Origin of the sequence: Streptomyces sp. NPDC005496 (assembly GCF_042872045.1) — a bacterium.
Lineage (GTDB): Bacteria > Actinomycetota > Actinomycetes > Streptomycetales > Streptomycetaceae > Streptomyces.
This window is the reverse complement of sequence record NZ_JBIAJQ010000005.1, coordinates 25,875-42,588: the sequence shown is the minus strand read 5'-3', so window position 1 is coordinate 42,588 and position 16,714 is coordinate 25,875. Positions and strand designations below refer to the sequence as shown.

Below are 16,714 nucleotides of genomic sequence, written 5' to 3'. Positions count from 1 at the left end.
GGGCGGCCCGCACGGGCACACCGGTTTCAGGCCGCCGGGGCCCGCGGAAACCCACAGCCTGTGGACAACCGAACGGGCCTCGAACCAATCGCGTTAACATGACGAGAAATCGTCCGGTACCCCGAGCGGACTGGAACGGGAAGGCCGCCGTCGAGTGAGTACATTCCAACAGCCAGAGCCGAAGGACCGCCCCGCGCGGCTCACCGTCGGCGTCGTCGGCGCCGGTCGCGTGGGCCCGGCGCTGGCCGCGTCCCTCCAGCTCGCCGGACACCGTCCGGTGGCCGTCTCCGGGGTGTCCGACGCCTCCGTACGGCGCGCCGCGCGGATGCTGCCCGACGTGCCCCTGGTGACGCCCGCCCAGGTCATGGAGCGCGCCGACCTGGTCCTGCTGACCGTCCCGGACGACGCCCTGCCCGGTCTCGTCGAGGGACTCGCCGAGACCGGTGCCGTCCGCCCCGGCCAGCTCCTCGTCCACACCTCCGGGCGGTACGGCGCGCGGGTGCTGGACCCGGCACTGCGCGCGGGCGCCCTGCCGCTCGCGCTGCACCCCGCGATGACCTTCACGGGCACCCCCGTGGACGTACAGCGGCTGGCCGGCTGCTCCTTCGGCGTGACCGCGCCCGAGGAACTGCGCCTGGCCGCCGAGGCCCTGGTGATCGAGATGGGCGGCGAGCCGGAGTGGATCGCCGAGGAGAGCCGGCCGCTCTACCACGCGGCCCTCGCCCTCGGCGCGAACCACCTGGTGACGCTGGTCGCCGAGTCCATGGAGCTGCTGCGCACCGCGGGCGTGGAGGCCCCCGACCGCATGCTCGGCCCGCTGCTCGGCGCCGCGCTGGACAACGCTCTCAGGTCCGGCGACGCGGCCCTCACCGGCCCGGTGGCGCGCGGCGACGCGGGCACGGTCGCCGCGCACGTCGCCGAGCTGCGCAGGCACGCCCCGCAGACCGTCGCCGGCTACCTGGCGATGGCCCGCGCGACCGCCGACCGCGCCCTCGCCCACGGACTGCTGAAGCCGGAACTCGCCGAGGACCTGCTCGGGGTACTCGCCGACGGCGCGACCCTGCCCGACGACGGGAGCGACCGATGACCACCGCTCTGCTGCGCACCGCGGACGAGCTGCACGCGCGTGTACGCGACGGCCGCCGCGCCGTCGTGATGACCATGGGCGCCCTGCACGAGGGCCACGCCACGCTGATCCGCGCCGCCCGGGAGCTGGCGGGCGACGCGGGCGAGGTCGTCGTGACGGTCTTCGTGAACCCGCTCCAGTTCGGCGCGGGCGAGGACCTCGACCGCTACCCGCGCACCCTCGACGCCGACGTCAAGATCGCCGGGCTGGCCGGCGCGGACGTCGTGTTCGCCCCCGCCGTGGACGAGGTCTACCCCGGCGGCGAACCCCAGGTCCGCGTCAGCGCCGGACCCATGGGCGGCCTCCTGGAGGGCGCCGTACGGCCCGGGCACTTCGACGGCATGCTCACCGTCGTCGCCAAGCTGCTGCACCTCACCCGGCCCGACGTGGCGCTGTACGGGCAGAAGGACGCCCAGCAGCTCGCCCTGATCCGCCGCATGGTGCGCGACCTGAACTTCGGCGTGGAGATCGTCGGCGTGCCCACCGTGCGCGAGGAGGACGGGCTCGCCCTCTCCAGCCGCAACCGCTACCTCTCCGCCGACGAGCGCCGCACGGCGCTCGCGCTGTCCCAGGCCCTGTTCGCGGGCCGCGACCGGCACGCCGCGCAGGAGGCACTGCGGGCCCGGGCCCGGGAGGTGCCCGCCACGCGTGCGCGTGCCGAGGCCCTCAGCGCCCTCGGGGAGTCCCGCGCCGCCGCCGACGCGCACGCCGTCGCCAAGGCCGCCCCCGCGGGCGTCTCCGGCCCGGCCGCCGTGCGCGCCGCCGCCCGCCTCGTCCTGGACGACGCGGCGCGCCTGGAGCCGCCGCTCTCCCTGGACTACCTGACACTGGTCGACCCGTCGGACTTCACCGAGATCGCGGACGACTTCACCGGCGAGGCGGTCCTCGCCGTCGCCGCCCGGGTCGGCACGACCCGGCTGATCGACAACATCCCCCTCACCTTCGGAGCCGCCTCGTGACCGGCACAGGTACCGGCATACGCCTGCACGCCCCCGCCCCCGGCTGGTCCGTCGACGCCGACGTCGTCGTGGTCGGCTCCGGTGTCGCGGGACTCACCGCGGCGCTCCGCTGCGAGGCCGCGGGACTGCGCACGGTCGTCGTCACCAAGGCCCGCCTGGACGACGGCTCCACCCGCTGGGCGCAGGGTGGCATCGCCGCGGCCCTCGGCGAGGGCGACACCCCGGAACAGCACCTGGACGACACGCTCGTGGCCGGCGCCGGCCTGTGCGACGAGGAAGCCGTCCGCATCCTCGTCACCGAGGGCCCCGACGCCGTACGCCGGCTGATCGCGACCGGCGCGCACTTCGACGAGTCCGCCGAGGGCGCCTTGGAGCTGACCCGCGAGGGCGGCCACCACCGGCGCCGCATCGCGCACGCGGGAGGCGACGCGACCGGCGCCGAGATCTCCCGCGCCCTCGTCGACGCGGTACGCGCGCGTGGACTGCGCACGGTCGAGAACGCGCTGGTCCTGGACCTGCTCACGGACGCCGACGGCCGCACCGCCGGAGTCACCCTGCACGTCATGGGGGAGGGCCAGCACGACGGCGTGGGCGCCGTCCACGCCCCCGCCGTGGTCCTCGCGACCGGCGGCATGGGGCAGGTCTTCTCGGCCACCACCAACCCCTCCGTGTCCACGGGCGACGGCGTGGCGCTCGCCCTGCGCGCGGGCGCCGAGGTGAGCGACCTCGAATTCGTCCAGTTCCACCCGACCGTGCTCTTCCTCGGCCCGGACGCGGAGGGCCAGCAGCCGCTCGTCTCCGAGGCGGTACGCGGCGAGGGCGCCCACCTGGTCGACGCCGACGGCGTGCGCTTCATGGTCGGGCAGCACGAGCTGGCCGAGCTGGCCCCCAGGGACATCGTCGCCAAGGGCATCATGCGCCGCATGCAGGAGCAGGACGCCGAGCACATGTTCCTCGACGCACGGCACTTCGGCGCCGACATGTGGGAGCACCGCTTCCCGACCATCCTGGCCGCCTGCCGCGCCCACGGCATCGACCCGGTCAACGAGCCCGTCCCCGTCGCCCCGGCCGCGCACTACGCGTCCGGAGGCGTCCGCACCGACCGCCACGGCCGTACGACCGTCCCCGGCCTGTACGCGTGCGGCGAGGTCGCCTGCACCGGCGTCCACGGCGCCAACCGGCTCGCCTCCAACTCCCTGCTCGAGGGCCTGGTCTACGCCGAGCGGATCGCGGCCGACATCGCCACCCGCCACGCGCAGGAGCACCTCCACGCGCGCGTGCCGGTGCCCGTCCCGCACCCCGAGAAGCCCGCGCACCCGCTGCTCGCCCCCGAGGCCCGCTTCGCGATCCAGCGGATCATGACCGACGGCGCGGGCGTCCTGCGCTCCGCCGAGTCCCTGGCCGGCGCGGCCGACCGCCTCCAGCGCCTGCACGCGGACGCCCGCGACGCGCTCGACGAGAACGGCAAGACCTCCGAGCCCGGCGTCGACACCTGGGAGTCCACCAACCTCCTGTGCGTGGCCCGGGTCCTGGTCGCCGCCGCCCAGCAGCGCGAGGAGACCCGCGGCTGCCACTGGCGCGAGGACCACGCCGACCGGGACGACACGGCCTGGCGGCGCCACATCGTCGTACGGCTGAATCCCGACCGGACCCTCGCCGTGCGCACCACCGAGACAGCAGACTTCCCCCCGACCCTCCCCGAGGACTCCGGCCCCACCCGGACCACGGGAACCTCCACGCCCCAGCCGTCGCCCCGTCCCCAGGAGCAGTGACCGAAGTGAGCACCCCCGACCTTCCCCTCGCCCAGAGCGGCGGCTGCGGCGACGGCTGCGGCTGCGCCGCCGACACGGACGAGGAGTACCTGGAGTGCGGGCTCGACCCCGCGCTCGCCCAGCTCCTGGCCGACGCGGGGCTCGACCCCGTGGAGGTCGAGGACATCGCGCACCTGGCCATCCAGGAGGACCTCGACCACGGCGTGGACGTGACGACCGTCGCGACCATCCCCGAGGACGCGGTCTCCACCGCCGACTTCACCGCCCGGGAGGCCGGCGTCGTGGCGGGCCTGCGGGTCGCCGAGGCCGTGATCTCGGTGGTCTGCACCGACGAGTTCGAGGTCGAGCGGCACGTCCTGGACGGCGACCGCGTCGAGGCCGGCCAGAAGCTCCTCAGCGTCACCACCCGTACCCGCGACCTGCTCACCGCCGAGCGCAGCGCGCTCAACCTGCTGTGCCGGCTGTCCGGCATCGCGACCGCCACGCGCGCGTGGGCCGACGCCCTGGAGGGCACCGCCACGCGCGTGCGCGACACCCGCAAGACGACACCGGGACTGCGCTCCCTGGAGAAGTTCGCCGTACGCATGGGCGGCGGCGTCAACCACCGCATGTCGCTGTCCGACGCGGCCCTCGTCAAGGACAACCACGTGGTCGCCGCGGGCGGCGTGGCACAGGCCTTCGAGGCCGTCCGCGAGGCCTTCCCGGAGCTGCCGATCGAGGTCGAGGTCGACACCCTGCACCAACTGCGCGAAGTGGTGGACGCGGGCGCGGACCTGATCCTCCTGGACAACTTCACGCCCGCCGAGTGCGAGGAGGCCGTGACCCTCGTCAAGGGCCGCGCGCTCCTGGAGGCGTCAGGCCGGCTCACCCTCGGCAACGCGGAGGTCTACGCCAAGACGGGCGTCGACTACCTGGCGGTGGGCGCCCTCACCCACTCCGCGCCCATCCTGGACATCGGCCTCGACCTGCGCGAGGCGTCGACGGACGAGGCGGAGTAGGACCGATGCTCCTCACCATCGACGTCGGCAACACCCACACCGTCCTCGGCCTCTTCGACGGCGAGGAGATCGTCGAGCACTGGCGCATCTCCACGGACGCCCGCCGTACGGCCGACGAGCTGGCCGTGCTCCTCCAGGGGCTGATGGGCATGCACCCGCTGCTCGGCGAGGAGCTCGGCGACGGCATCGACGGCATCGCGATCTGCGCCACCGTCCCCTCGGTCCTGCACGAGCTGCGCGAGGTGACCCGCCGGTACTACGGCGACGTCCCCGCGGTCCTCGTGGAGCCCGGCGTCAAGACGGGCGTGCCGATCCTGACCGACCACCCCAAGGAGGTCGGCGCGGACCGCATCATCAACTCCGTCGCGGCCGTCGAGCTCTACGGCGGGCCGGCGATCGTCGTCGACTTCGGCACGGCGACCACGTTCGACGCGGTCAGCGCGCGCGGGGAGTACGTGGGCGGTGTCATCGCCCCCGGCATCGAGATCTCCGTCGACGCGCTCGGCGTCAAGGGCGCGCAGCTGCGCAAGATCGAGGTGGCCCGGCCGCGTGCGGTGATCGGCAAGAACACGGTCGAGGCGATGCAGTCCGGCATCATCTACGGGTTCGCCGGCCAGGTCGACGGGGTCGTCAGCCGGATGGCACGCGAACTGGCCGACGATCCGGACGACGTCACCGTCATCGCGACGGGCGGGCTGGCGCCGATGGTCCTCGGGGAGTCCTCGGTCATCGACGAACACGAGCCGTGGCTCACCCTGATCGGCCTCCGCCTGGTCTACGAACGAAACGTCTCCCGCACCTGACGCACCCAACCCGGGCGGCCCACCCCATCGCTCACGGGGCACCGCCCGGGTGGGCCTACTTACTCACACACGTACATCCACCACCTTGCGCTGCGGGGACGTCGAGGTGGGTCGGCGAGCCCGGCGCCTACGGGTTGCCGCCTGCGCCCACCCTCCCCCACTCTCGGCTCCGCTCGAGCGGGGGGACCCCCATCGCCCCAGCGGCACGATTGCCCGCAGTTGGGGCGGGCCGCACCCCACCGCACGCCTGTCCGCAGCTGGAGCGGGCGGTCCGCCGGCGCCAGCCGGGTGGGTGGGCGCCGCCCCTCGCCGCACGCCCGTCCGCCAGGTGGCGCCGCCCACCGGCCCGCACCGGAGCCCCCGGGCCCGCGCCCCCGCGGCTCGGCCCCCCACGGCCCGCAGTCGCGATCGCACCGAAGGGGCCGTGCCGGTACATCAAATGGCCGTCGAGACGGGGACGTACCCGACCGAGGAACGCTGGTGACGGACGCCGACACCCACTACCGACGGCCGGATGTACCGGCACGGCCCCGACCCACCCACCGGACAGGCAGCGCCCCGACGCCCACCGACCCGCCGGCCACCGCACCACCCAAAACCCCCACGCCACAACCACCCGGTATGCGAATTTTGTCTGATTAGCGCGTATCGTCGCCGCATGCCCACGCCATATGGATCCCGAGGCGGCATGGCGTTCGGCACGGAGGAGCTGCGTGTGCTCCGACGTGCCCTCGCCCTCGCCCTCGCCCTCCACCCCGGTCCCGCCTCGGCCGAAGACGTCCAGGACTGTCTCCGTCTCGCCGAGTCCCTCGACGAGGCGACCCGTGAGGGAGAGAGGCTCCGCGCCTTCATGCTGGCCGACCTGGCCCGCTACCGGGCCGCCCTGCCCGGCACCACGACCGGCTATCTCGCCCTCCTGGAGGACGTCCTGGGCGCCGGCTATCGCCCGGTCCCGGACGACCTGGCCGCCCTGCGCGCCCTCCGCGGCACCCCGGCCGCCGCCGTCCTCCTGGACCGCTGCCGTGTCCTCGCCGAGCAGGACGTCCGTGCCCGCCTCGCGGGCCGCACACCCACCGTGCCGGCGTCCCGCAGCCACCTCCTGGCCCTCCCGGGCGGCCTGGCGGTCCAAGGAGCCGGACGCGCCCGCGAGGCAGCCGGACAGCCCGCCAAGAAGCCGGCCGGCAGACCGGCGGAGCCAAGGCCCCAGACCCCGGTGAAGAGTCCCCGCCCGGACCGCCCCATCCCCACGCCCGGCGAGGTCTTCCCGCCGAAGCGCAAACCGGGTCCGCCGACGGCCGACCCGCATCAGGAGCTGGCGGCGGGCTAGCTACTCTGGAGGCATGGACTACGTCTCCGCGCTCGTGCCCCCCGTCGTGATGGCCGTGTTCTTCATCGGGCTGATCGTGACGATCGTGAAGACCCAGGGCGGGGCCAACAAGGCCAAGGAGGACGCCGTGGTCGACGCGGCGCTCGCCCGAGCCGAGGGCGCCCGCCAGGCCACCCGGGACACCGAGTCCTGAGAGACCTATCCACGGCACCGCACCGCACCGCAGCGATCCACCGCACCGCAGCTCACCAGGGCGTACGACTCGTACGATTTTCGAGTCGTACGCCCTTTTTGTTGCCGTTTGTGGAAGAAGACGCACGTCCGGCACGCCATCGGCGACTTCTCCCACTATTGTTCTGGCTGTGCCTCGCCCATTGGGAGAACTCGAAGACGCGGTCATGACGCGGGTGTGGAAGTGGAACCGCCCGGTGACCGTTCGAGAAGTCCTGGAAGACCTTCAGCAGGAACGGTCCATCGCGTACACCACGGTGATGACCGTTTTGGACAATCTCCATCAGAAGGGCTGGGTGCGCCGCGAGGCCGAAGGTCGGGCCTATCGATATGAAGCGGTCTCCACACGGGCCGCCTACGCCGCGGCGCTGATGAACGACGCCTGGTCGCAGAGCGACAACCCGGCAGCCGCACTCGTGGCGTTCTTCGGGATGATGAGCGAGGAACAGCGTCTCGCCCTGCGCAACGCGGTGGCCATCGTCCAGGGCCCGGAAACGGCTGAAACGCCGGAGGAAACCCCCGCGCCGCCGGACGAGAACCCCGCCGCGTCTCAGGACGACACCGGGCGATAGCGTCCGCCCATGCCAGCAGAGCATCCCGCAGAGCATCCCGAACCCACCGCAAAAGCCATCACCGTCCGCCGGGCCAGGACCAGCGATGTCCAGGCGGTGCGCCGCCTCCTCGACTCGTACGTGGAGCGCCGCATCCTGCTCGACAAAGCGACGGTGACGCTTTACGAGGACATCCAGGAGTTCTGGGTCGCGGAACGCGATGACAACGCCGAGGTGGTGGGCTGCGGGGCGCTGCACGTGATGTGGGAAGACCTCGCGGAAGTCCGCACCCTCGCGGTGAACCCGACGGTCAGAGGGCTGGGCGTGGGTCATCAGCTGCTCGGGAAGTTGCTGCAGACCGCCCGCTGGCTCGGCGTTCGCCGGGTTTTCTGTCTGACCTTCGAAGTCGACTTCTTCGCCAAGCACGGCTTCACGGAGATCGGCGAGACGCCCGTGGACACCGATGTCTACGCGGAGCTGCTGCGTTCCTATGACGAGGGCGTGGCAGAGTTCCTCGGTCTCGAACGAGTGAAACCGAACACCTTGGGCAACAGTCGGATGCTTCTGCATCTGTGATCGCCGCCGACTATTCCGGCGGGGAGGCATGCCCCGGGTCCCTATGTCCGAAACGCGCACGTTTCCGGTCTACCCCAGGGCTGTGAGTCCCCGCCAGGGGTTTGTGTTTTTCCGGCAAAAGCGGTTTGCTTTCCGACGTACTGCAGTACTGCATATAACAGGGGACGCGAAACAGCGGCGCACGCCGCAGGCCCTCCGCCCCATGGTTATCGATGAAAGGAAATCCGGTGGCACAGAAGGTTCAGGTCCTTCTTGTCGACGACCTCGACGGTGGCGAGGCGGACGAGACCGTGACGTTCGCGCTGGACGGCAAGACGTACGAGATCGATCTCACGACTGCCAATGCGGACAAGCTTCGCGGCCTTCTCGAGCCCTACGTGAAGGGTGGCCGTCGCACCGGGGGCCGCACTTCGGGTGGACGTGGAAAGGCGCGCGCCACTTCCGGCGGCAGCCAGGACACCGCGCAGATTCGCGCGTGGGCGAAGGAGAACGGCCACGACGTCAACGACCGTGGCCGAGTTCCCGCAGCCATTCGCGAGGCCTACGAGAAGGCCAACGGCTGAGCGCACGAGCGCCGCAGCCGGACACGGTGGCAGTGGGTTGCCATCGTGTCCACGACTCGTACGAGATCGGGGGCGCCCCCACCGCCCCCCACGGCCGACAGCGTCGGCAGTGAGGGTTCGACCTCGCACCCCGGCTCGGGGGGCCGCAGCCACACGGCGGCCCCCTGCGGACCACCCCCGCCGACCGGCGGACGGCCGCCGGCCCCTCCCGGCGGCACCGGCGCCTCGATGCGCCCGCCCGCGCCGATCGCTGTGAGATCCAGCGTCAGAGCGCCCCACTCCAGCCAGTCCAGCAGCCCCGGCAGCTCGTCCGCGCTGCCCTCGGCCACCAGCAGCCGCATCCGGTCCCCCTGAAGGGCCACCGGAGACGTCGGCCGCAGATGCCGCAGCGCCGCCGCCCCGGCCTCCGCCGGCACCTCCAGGACGTCGAAGCGCAGCCCGGTGACCAGTCCCGTCGGCGTTCCGGGCACGGTCTGCCAGCCCAGTTCGTTCTCGTACCAGTGCCGCACCGGATCTGCGGTGTCACCGGCGCGGCGGGACCCCGGCGGCCGGCGAGGAGGGGGAACGGTGAGAGCCATGTCAGGAGCAACCGTCCGGAGAGCCCTGGAGTTACGCTGTGTGTTTCGACGAACGCGAAGCGTGCCGGAGGCGGGGGCGCGCGTCGGTGCCCACCGGCGCGCGGGTGTTCGCCCATAGCGGAGGGAACCGGTGCGCGCGGCATGGAGTGTCCGTGCGTACGGGTAAGACATCCCTAGTGGGAGGGGGCGACACGCAAGGAAAGGCGGTCTCACGTTCGCCATCGGCGTACTGATGGTGGGGGTAACTGCCTGGCCTGCGGGAACATCGTCTCGCACCATCGGGTTGAGGCAGATGTCGGCGTTCGGGGTCAGGAGGCCAAGGACGGTGTCGGCAGTTGGAATGAGCGGTCCCCGCTTGCGGGACTAAGCTGCGGAAGGACAGGGAGGGGAGCGTCCCCTTACTGCCTGACCGCTCTGAGGAGCGATTAACGATGTTCGAGAGGTTCACCGACCGCGCGCGGCGGGTTGTCGTCCTGGCTCAGGAAGAAGCCCGGATGCTCAACCACAACTACATCGGCACCGAGCACATCCTCCTGGGCCTGATCCACGAGGGTGAGGGTGTCGCCGCTAAGGCCCTGGAGAGCCTCGGGATTTCGCTCGAGGCGGTCCGCCAGCAGGTGGAGGAGATCATCGGGCAGGGGCAGCAGGCCCCGTCCGGGCACATCCCCTTCACCCCCCGTGCCAAGAAGGTCCTGGAGCTGTCGCTCCGCGAGGCCCTTCAGCTGGGCCACAACTACATCGGCACGGAGCACATCCTGCTCGGCCTGATCCGTGAGGGCGAGGGCGTCGCCGCCCAGGTCCTGGTCAAGCTGGGCGCAGACCTCAACCGCGTGCGGCAGCAGGTGATCCAGCTGCTCTCCGGTTACCAGGGCAAGGAGACCGCCACCGCCGGTGGTCCTGCCGAGGGCACGCCCTCCACGTCCCTGGTCCTCGACCAGTTCGGCCGGAACCTCACCCAGGCCGCTCGTGAGTCCAAGCTCGACCCGGTCATCGGGCGCGAGAAGGAGATCGAGCGGGTCATGCAGGTGCTGTCCCGCCGCACCAAGAACAACCCGGTCCTCATCGGCGAGCCCGGCGTCGGCAAGACCGCCGTCGTCGAGGGGCTGGCGCAGGCCATCGTCAAGGGCGAGGTGCCCGAGACCCTCAAGGACAAGCACCTCTACACCCTCGACCTGGGCGCGCTGGTCGCCGGCTCCCGCTACCGCGGTGACTTCGAGGAGCGCCTGAAGAAGGTCCTCAAGGAGATCCGCACCCGCGGCGACATCATCCTGTTCATCGACGAGCTGCACACGCTCGTCGGCGCGGGTGCCGCCGAGGGCGCCATCGACGCGGCCTCGATCCTGAAGCCGATGCTGGCCCGCGGTGAGCTCCAGACCATCGGTGCCACGACCCTGGACGAGTACCGCAAGCACCTCGAGAAGGACGCGGCCCTCGAGCGCCGCTTCCAGCCGATCCAGGTGGCGGAGCCTTCCCTCCCGCACACCATCGAGATCCTCAAGGGCCTGCGCGACCGCTACGAGGCGCACCACCGTGTCTCGATCACGGACGAGGCCCTGGTCCAGGCCGCGACGCTCGCGGACCGCTACATCTCGGACCGGTTCCTCCCCGACAAGGCGATCGACCTGATCGACGAGGCGGGCTCCCGGATGCGCATCCGTCGGATGACGGCGCCGCCGGACCTCCGCGAGTTCGACGAGAAGATCGCCGGCGTCCGCCGCGACAAGGAGTCCGCGATCGACTCGCAGGACTTCGAGAAGGCCGCCTCTCTCCGTGACAAGGAGAAGCAGCTCCTCGCGGCGAAGGCCAAGCGCGAGAAGGAGTGGAAGGCCGGCGACATGGACGTCGTGGCCGAGGTCGACGGCGAGCTGATCGCCGAGGTCCTCGCGACGGCCACCGGCATCCCGGTCTTCAAGCTGACCGAGGAGGAGTCCTCGCGTCTGCTGCGCATGGAGGACGAGCTCCACAAGCGGGTCATCGGCCAGAAGGACGCCGTCAAGGCGCTCTCGAAGGCGATCCGCCGTACGCGCGCCGGTCTGAAGGACCCGAAGCGTCCGGGTGGTTCGTTCATCTTCGCCGGTCCGTCCGGTGTCGGTAAGACGGAGCTGTCCAAGGCGCTCGCCGAGTTCCTCTTCGGTGACGAGGACGCGCTGATCTCCCTCGACATGTCGGAGTTCAGCGAGAAGCACACGGTCTCGCGTCTCTTCGGTTCGCCCCCCGGCTACGTGGGCTACGAAGAGGGCGGCCAGCTGACCGAGAAGGTCCGCCGCAAGCCGTTCTCCGTCGTCCTCTTCGACGAGGTGGAGAAGGCCCACCCGGACATCTTCAACTCGCTGCTGCAGATCCTGGAGGACGGTCGTCTGACCGACTCCCAGGGCCGGGTCGTGGACTTCAAGAACACGGTCATCATCATGACGACCAACCTCGGCACGCGGGACATCTCGAAGGGCTTCAACCTGGGCTTCGCGGCGCAGGGTGACACGAAGACCAACTACGAGCGCATGAAGAACAAGGTCTCGGACGAGCTCAAGCAGCACTTCCGGCCCGAGTTCCTCAACCGTGTGGACGACGTCGTCGTCTTCCCGCAGCTCACCCAGGACGACATCCTCCAGATCGTCGACCTGATGGTCAGCAAGGTGGACGAGCGCCTGAAGGACCGGGACATGGGCATCGAGCTCTCCCAGTCCGCGAAGGAGCTCCTCGCCAAGAAGGGCTACGACCCGGTGCTGGGCGCGCGTCCGCTGCGGCGCACGATCCAGCGCGAGGTCGAGGACACGCTGTCCGAGAAGATCCTCTTCGGCGAGCTGCGTCCGGGCCACATCGTGGTCGTGGACACGGAGGGCGAGGGCGAGGCCAAGACCTTCACCTTCCGGGGTGAGGAGAAGTCGGCCCTTCCCGACGTCCCGCCGATCGAGCAGGCCGCCGGCGGCGCCGGTCCGAACCTGAGCAAGGACGCGTAACCTCCGGTTTCGCCGCACCAAGGGGCTGCCCCGGGACTCCGGTCCCGGGGCAGCCCCTTTTCGCGCCCTCAAAGCGCACGTCGCCCACCGAAGCCACCGGGCCCGCACCTCAGCCCCCACGGCCCGCAGCCGCCCTCCGGCGGAAGAGGCGCGCGTCGCCACCGGCGCCCCCGTGCCCCCGCGGCTCAGCCTCCACGGCCCGCAGCCGCCCTCCGGAGGGAAGGGGCCGTGCGTCGCCCATCGGCCCTACCGAGCCTCCGGCCCCAGTCCCCGCGGCTCAGCCTCCACGGCCCGCAGTCGCCCTGCGACCGAAGGGGCCGAGCGTCGCCCACCGGCCCTACCGGAGCCCCCGGCCCCCAGCCCCCGCGGCTCGGCCCCCCACGGCCCGCAGTCGCGATCGCACCGAAGGGGCCGTGCCGGTACATCAAATGGCCGTCGAGACGGGGACGTACCCGACCGAGGAACGCTGGTGACGGACGCCGACACCCACTACCGACGGCCGGATGTACCGGCACGGCCCCGCCCCACCCACCGAACCGACAGCGCCCCGACGCCCACCGGACCGGCGGACGGCCCCCTCCGGGCCTCCGACAGCCGGCGTCCGGCGCCCGCTCGGTCCGCCGGATCGGGCCCCGGGCCCCGCTCCCGGCAGGGTGAACGGCGTAGCCCGCGTCACATTCGCCGGGGTCCCGATCCGGCCCTCCGGTGACATGACGCACAGGCGATATGGCCGGTACTAGGTGGAATAGTGGTCGGACGTGGAGGGACAAAAGGGACCTTTGGCCCATGGCTGTGGGCGGCCGACTCCCGGCGGGCGGGGCCGGGCAGTGCGGGCGGTGTTTCCCAAGGGGACGAGGCCTCGAAGTGGGGATAAACCTCCCCATGTGACCGAAATGAACAAGATTCTTAGGCCGACGAACGGTCTGTCAAGGAGTCGAAAGTTTTGAGACGAACTACGGCCTTGGGTCGTAGATGGGGGGTTTGGGGCTTGCCGAGACGGCGGGTTACCAATGTGGAGTCCATCCGGCAGATGCCAGAGCGCCGGGTGTTCTTTTCTGCCCCGTCCCCGTCTCGAAGAGGTCTACATGTCGAAGCGCGTCACGCCCCGTCACTCCCGTGCGTCCCAGCTCCGTATGCGGGCGGCCGCCCTGGCCGTCGGGCTGGGTGCCTCGGTCGCTCTGGGCGCCGGGGTCGCGGCCGCCGCCGACACCACGCTGACCACCGCCGCCCCCGGCACCACGGCCAGCGCGGTGCAGACCCAGGCCGCCGCCCAGGCCAAGGCCGCCGCCGACACGGCCGCCAAGAACAAGAAGGCCGCCGACACGGCGAAGAAGGCCGCTGCCCAGAAGGCGGCCGCCAAGAAGGCCGCCGCCAAGAAGAGCGCCGTCTCCTGGGTCGACCCGGTGAAGAAGTACAAGCTCTCCGCCAGCTTCAACCAGGCCGGCGGCATGTGGTCGCACAAGCACTCCGGCCAGGACTACGCCGTGCCGCAGGGCACCGAGGTCGTCGCCGCCCACGGCGGCACCGTCGTCAAGACCGGCGGCAACGGCGCCGGTGACGGTCCCGCGTACGGCAACGCCGTCGTCATCAAGCACGGCAACGGCACCTACTCGCAGTACGCGCACCTGTCCCGCGTCGACGTGCGGGTCGGCCAGGTCGTCTCCACCGGCCAGCACATAGCGCTCTCCGGCAACACCGGGAACTCCAGCGGACCCCACCTGCACTTCGAGATCCGCACGACCCCGAACTACGGCTCGGCCGTCGACCCGGTCAGCTTCCTGCGCGCCAAGGGCGTCACCGTCTGACGGAGCCCGTCGAGGGCGCCCGGGGCACCACCGGTGCCGGGGCGCCCGTGACTACGACGTGGAGGCGCCGTGCGCCCGCGTCACCAGATCGATCGCGACCTCGAGGACGGCCTTGCGCTTCTCCTCGGGGTCGCCTTCGACGTCCTTGAGGACGAACATCCCGGCGTGCATCGTGAAGAGCGCGCTGATGCAGCGCACCTGGTCGGGCAGCGCCGCCTCGGGCTCCTTGATGATGTCGAGCATGGCCATCATGCGGTCCTTGAACGTCTCGCCGACGCTCAGCTCGCGTACCGTCGCCTGGTTCTCCTGCATGAAGCGGAAGAGCGGCGCGGCGCCGGTGAGGGCCTGGCTGTAGCGGCGCAGCACCTCCTGCTTGGTGTCCAGGGAGTGCGGCTGCTGCTTGCCCCAGTCGATCAGCTCGTCCAGGGGCCTCGTCAGATCCTCGAAGAGGCTGATGAGGATCTCTTCCTTGCTCTTGAAGTGGTAGTAGAGGGCCGCCTTGGTGACGTCCAGGTGCTCGGCGATCTCGCGCAGGGACGTCTTCTCGTAGCCCCGCTCGGAGAAGAGTTCGAGGGCCACGTCCTGGATGCGCTGGCGGGTGTCGCCGCGGCGCTGTCGCCTGGTGCCGTCCATGGTGCCGCCCATCCTCGTACTCCTCGCGCTCCCCGAAAACCTAGCTGACGGCCGACCGGTAAAGCCACCACAAACTTACTTGACGCCCGGCTAGTTAGCGGTCTACTTTCCTCAGTGTAGTGAACTTGCCGGGCGGCAAGTAAGTAGACCGAGCGGGATCGGCCGAAACCGAGGGGACGGCCGGTCAGGGGAGTGGACACCATGGCGGACAACACCGAAGCGGCCGTACAGACCGGGAAACCACCGCAGGACGCGGTACCGGACGGACCGCAGGCGCGCAGCGTGCGGGTCGTCCTCGGCGCGCTGCTGATCGCGATGATGCTCGCGATGCTCGACAACATGATCGTGGGCACGGCCATGCCGACGATCGTGGGCGAACTGGGCGGCCTCGAACACCTGTCGTGGGTCGTCACCGGCTACACCCTCGCCACCGCGGCCTCCACCCCGATCTGGGGCAAGCTCGGCGACATGTACGGGCGCAAGGGCGTCTTCATGACCTCGATCGTGGTCTTCCTGATCGGGTCGGCGCTCAGCGGCATGGCCCAGGACATGGGGCAGCTGATCGGCTTCCGCGCGATCCAGGGCCTCGGCGCCGGCGGCCTGATGGTCGGCGTCATGGCGATCATCGGTGACCTGATCCCGCCCCGGGAGCGCGGTAAGTACCAGGGCATGATCGCCGGTGTGATGGCGCTCGCCATGATCGCCGGACCGCTCGTGGGAGGCACCATCACCGACCACTGGGGCTGGCGCTGGTCCTTCTACATCAACCTGCCGCTCGGCATCGTCGCGCTGATCGCCGTCAGTGCCGTGCTGCACCTGCCGAAGAAGCGGGTTGACAGCCGGATCGACTACCTGGGCGCCGGGCTGCTGGCGCTCGGCATCACGGCCATCGTGCTCGTCACCACCTGGGGCGGCAGCGAGTACCCGTGGGGCTCGGCCCGGATCATGGAGCTCATCGGGATCGGCGTCGCCGCGCTCGTCGGCTTCCTCTTCGTGCAGACCAAGGCCGCCGCGCCGATCGTGCCGCTGCACATCTTCCGCAGCCGCAACTTCACGCTGATGTCGGTCATCGGCTTCATCACCGGCTTCGTGATGTTCGGTGCCGTGCTCTTCCTGCCGCTGTACCAGCAGTCGGTGCAGGGCGCGTCCGCCACCAACTCCGGACTGCTGCTCCTGCCCATGCTCGGCGCGATGCTCGTCGTCTCGATGGTGGCCGGACGGGTCACCACCAACAGCGGCAAGTACAAGGTCTTCCCGGTCGTCGGCAGCGTGCTGATGACGGTGGGGCTGTTCCTGCTCGCCCAGATGGACACCGACACGAGCCGGCTCACCTCCGGTCTGTACATGGCGGTCCTCGGCGCCGGCATGGGCTGCCTGATGCAGATCACGATGCTGGTCGCGCAGAACAGCGTCGAGATGAAGGACATGGGCGTCGCGTCCTCCTCGACCACCCTGTTCCGTACGCTCGGCTCCTCGTTCGGTGTCGCGATCATGGGCGCGCTGTTCAACCACCGGGTCCAGGACGTGATGACCGAGCGGGCCGGCGCCATCGGCTCCAAGGTGACCGAGCAGTCCGCGCAGCTGGACGCGGCCAGCCTCGCCAAGCTGCCGGCCGTGGCCCGCGAGGCCTACCAGCACGCGGTGGCGTCCGGTACGCACTCCGCGTTCCTGCTCGGCTCGGTCGTGGCGATCGTCGCGCTGGTCGCCGCGGTGTTCGTGAAGGAGGTCCCGCTCAAGGGCGCGGGACCGCAGAAGCCGGCCGGGGACGCGGACGGGGATGCCGCGGGCGCGGCCCCGACGGTGGCAGAGGCCGTCTGAGCCGACGTCCACCCCGG

15 protein-coding genes are annotated in these 16,714 nt (G+C 71.0%); 13 read left to right on the top strand and 2 right to left on the bottom strand.

Annotated elements, in window-relative coordinates:
- Nucleotides 1-154 precede the first annotated feature (154 nt).
- The 10 genes from ACFYQQ_RS16245 to ACFYQQ_RS16200 all read left to right on the top strand — a co-directional run bounded on the left by ACFYQQ_RS16245 (nt 155) and on the right by ACFYQQ_RS16200 (nt 8,906).
- The gene (locus ACFYQQ_RS16245) at nt 155-1,087 is read left to right on the top strand and encodes a DUF2520 domain-containing protein (RefSeq protein ID WP_356163850.1); all 933 of its coding nucleotides are present in this window, start codon (nt 155-157) and stop codon (nt 1,085-1,087) included.
- A complete protein-coding gene (gene panC / locus ACFYQQ_RS16240) occupies nt 1,084-2,085 on the top strand; it encodes a pantoate--beta-alanine ligase (protein ID WP_356237973.1) in 1,002 nt (333 codons plus the stop codon). Before ACFYQQ_RS16245 ends, panC begins: the two co-directional genes overlap by 4 nt.
- Entirely contained in the window at nt 2,082-3,857 is a 1,776-nt protein-coding gene (locus tag ACFYQQ_RS16235; RefSeq protein ID WP_355784516.1) for an L-aspartate oxidase, read from the top strand. The genes panC and ACFYQQ_RS16235 overlap by 4 nt, the downstream gene beginning before the upstream one ends.
- A gap of 5 nt (nt 3,858-3,862) precedes the next feature.
- On the top strand, nt 3,863-4,855 hold the full coding sequence (nadC, locus tag ACFYQQ_RS16230) for a carboxylating nicotinate-nucleotide diphosphorylase (RefSeq protein ID WP_355784513.1): 993 nt from the start codon (nt 3,863-3,865) through the stop codon (nt 4,853-4,855).
- Between the two features lie 5 nt (nt 4,856-4,860).
- Nucleotides 4,861-5,658: a type III pantothenate kinase gene (locus ACFYQQ_RS16225; protein WP_355784509.1), complete on the top strand. Its 798-nt coding sequence runs from the start codon at nt 4,861-4,863 to the stop codon at nt 5,656-5,658.
- A 688-nt stretch (nt 5,659-6,346) separates the two neighbouring features.
- Nucleotides 6,347-6,985 carry a hypothetical protein gene (locus ACFYQQ_RS16220; protein ID WP_355779301.1) on the top strand — a complete coding sequence of 213 codons (639 nt, stop codon included), beginning with the start codon at nt 6,347-6,349 and terminating at the stop codon, nt 6,983-6,985.
- A 13-nt stretch (nt 6,986-6,998) separates the two neighbouring features.
- Complete coding sequence (locus ACFYQQ_RS16215; protein ID WP_355779304.1) at nt 6,999-7,178, top strand: hypothetical protein; 180 nt, start codon at nt 6,999-7,001, stop codon at nt 7,176-7,178.
- A gap of 181 nt (nt 7,179-7,359) precedes the next feature.
- Nucleotides 7,360-7,788 (top strand): BlaI/MecI/CopY family transcriptional regulator, encoded by a 429-nt coding sequence (locus tag ACFYQQ_RS16210; RefSeq protein ID WP_388904795.1) that lies wholly within the window; start codon nt 7,360-7,362, stop codon nt 7,786-7,788.
- Between the two features lie 9 nt (nt 7,789-7,797).
- On the top strand, nt 7,798-8,343 hold the full coding sequence (locus ACFYQQ_RS16205) for an amino-acid N-acetyltransferase (RefSeq protein WP_355779309.1): 546 nt from the start codon (nt 7,798-7,800) through the stop codon (nt 8,341-8,343).
- Between the two features lie 227 nt (nt 8,344-8,570).
- Nucleotides 8,571-8,906 carry an Lsr2 family protein gene (locus ACFYQQ_RS16200; protein ID WP_355779313.1) on the top strand — a complete coding sequence of 112 codons (336 nt, stop codon included), beginning with the start codon at nt 8,571-8,573 and terminating at the stop codon, nt 8,904-8,906.
- On the opposite strand, the gene ACFYQQ_RS16195 is transcribed toward ACFYQQ_RS16200, so the two are convergent.
- Nucleotides 8,885-9,484, bottom strand: coding sequence for an SCO3374 family protein (locus tag ACFYQQ_RS16195; RefSeq protein ID WP_355779315.1), 600 nt, complete (start codon nt 9,482-9,484; stop codon nt 8,885-8,887). The two genes, ACFYQQ_RS16200 and ACFYQQ_RS16195, sit on opposite strands and share 22 nt — an antisense overlap.
- Nucleotides 9,485-9,915: 431 nt before the next feature.
- Between ACFYQQ_RS16195 and ACFYQQ_RS16190 the strand changes: the two genes are divergently transcribed.
- Nucleotides 9,916-12,441, top strand: coding sequence for an ATP-dependent Clp protease ATP-binding subunit (locus ACFYQQ_RS16190; RefSeq protein WP_355779318.1), 2,526 nt, complete (start codon nt 9,916-9,918; stop codon nt 12,439-12,441).
- Between the two features lie 1,085 nt (nt 12,442-13,526).
- A complete protein-coding gene (locus ACFYQQ_RS16185; protein ID WP_355784762.1) occupies nt 13,527-14,246 on the top strand; it encodes a M23 family metallopeptidase in 720 nt (239 codons plus the stop codon).
- Nucleotides 14,247-14,297: 51 nt separating this feature from the next.
- Here ACFYQQ_RS16185 and ACFYQQ_RS16180 read toward each other — a convergent pair whose 3' ends face one another.
- A complete protein-coding gene (locus ACFYQQ_RS16180) occupies nt 14,298-14,891 on the bottom strand; it encodes a helix-turn-helix domain-containing protein (protein ID WP_355784765.1) in 594 nt (197 codons plus the stop codon).
- A 189-nt stretch (nt 14,892-15,080) separates the two neighbouring features.
- Between ACFYQQ_RS16180 and ACFYQQ_RS16175 the strand changes: the two genes are divergently transcribed.
- On the top strand, nt 15,081-16,697 hold the full coding sequence (locus ACFYQQ_RS16175) for an MDR family MFS transporter (protein WP_355784768.1): 1,617 nt from the start codon (nt 15,081-15,083) through the stop codon (nt 16,695-16,697).
- Nucleotides 16,698-16,714 lie beyond the last annotated feature (17 nt).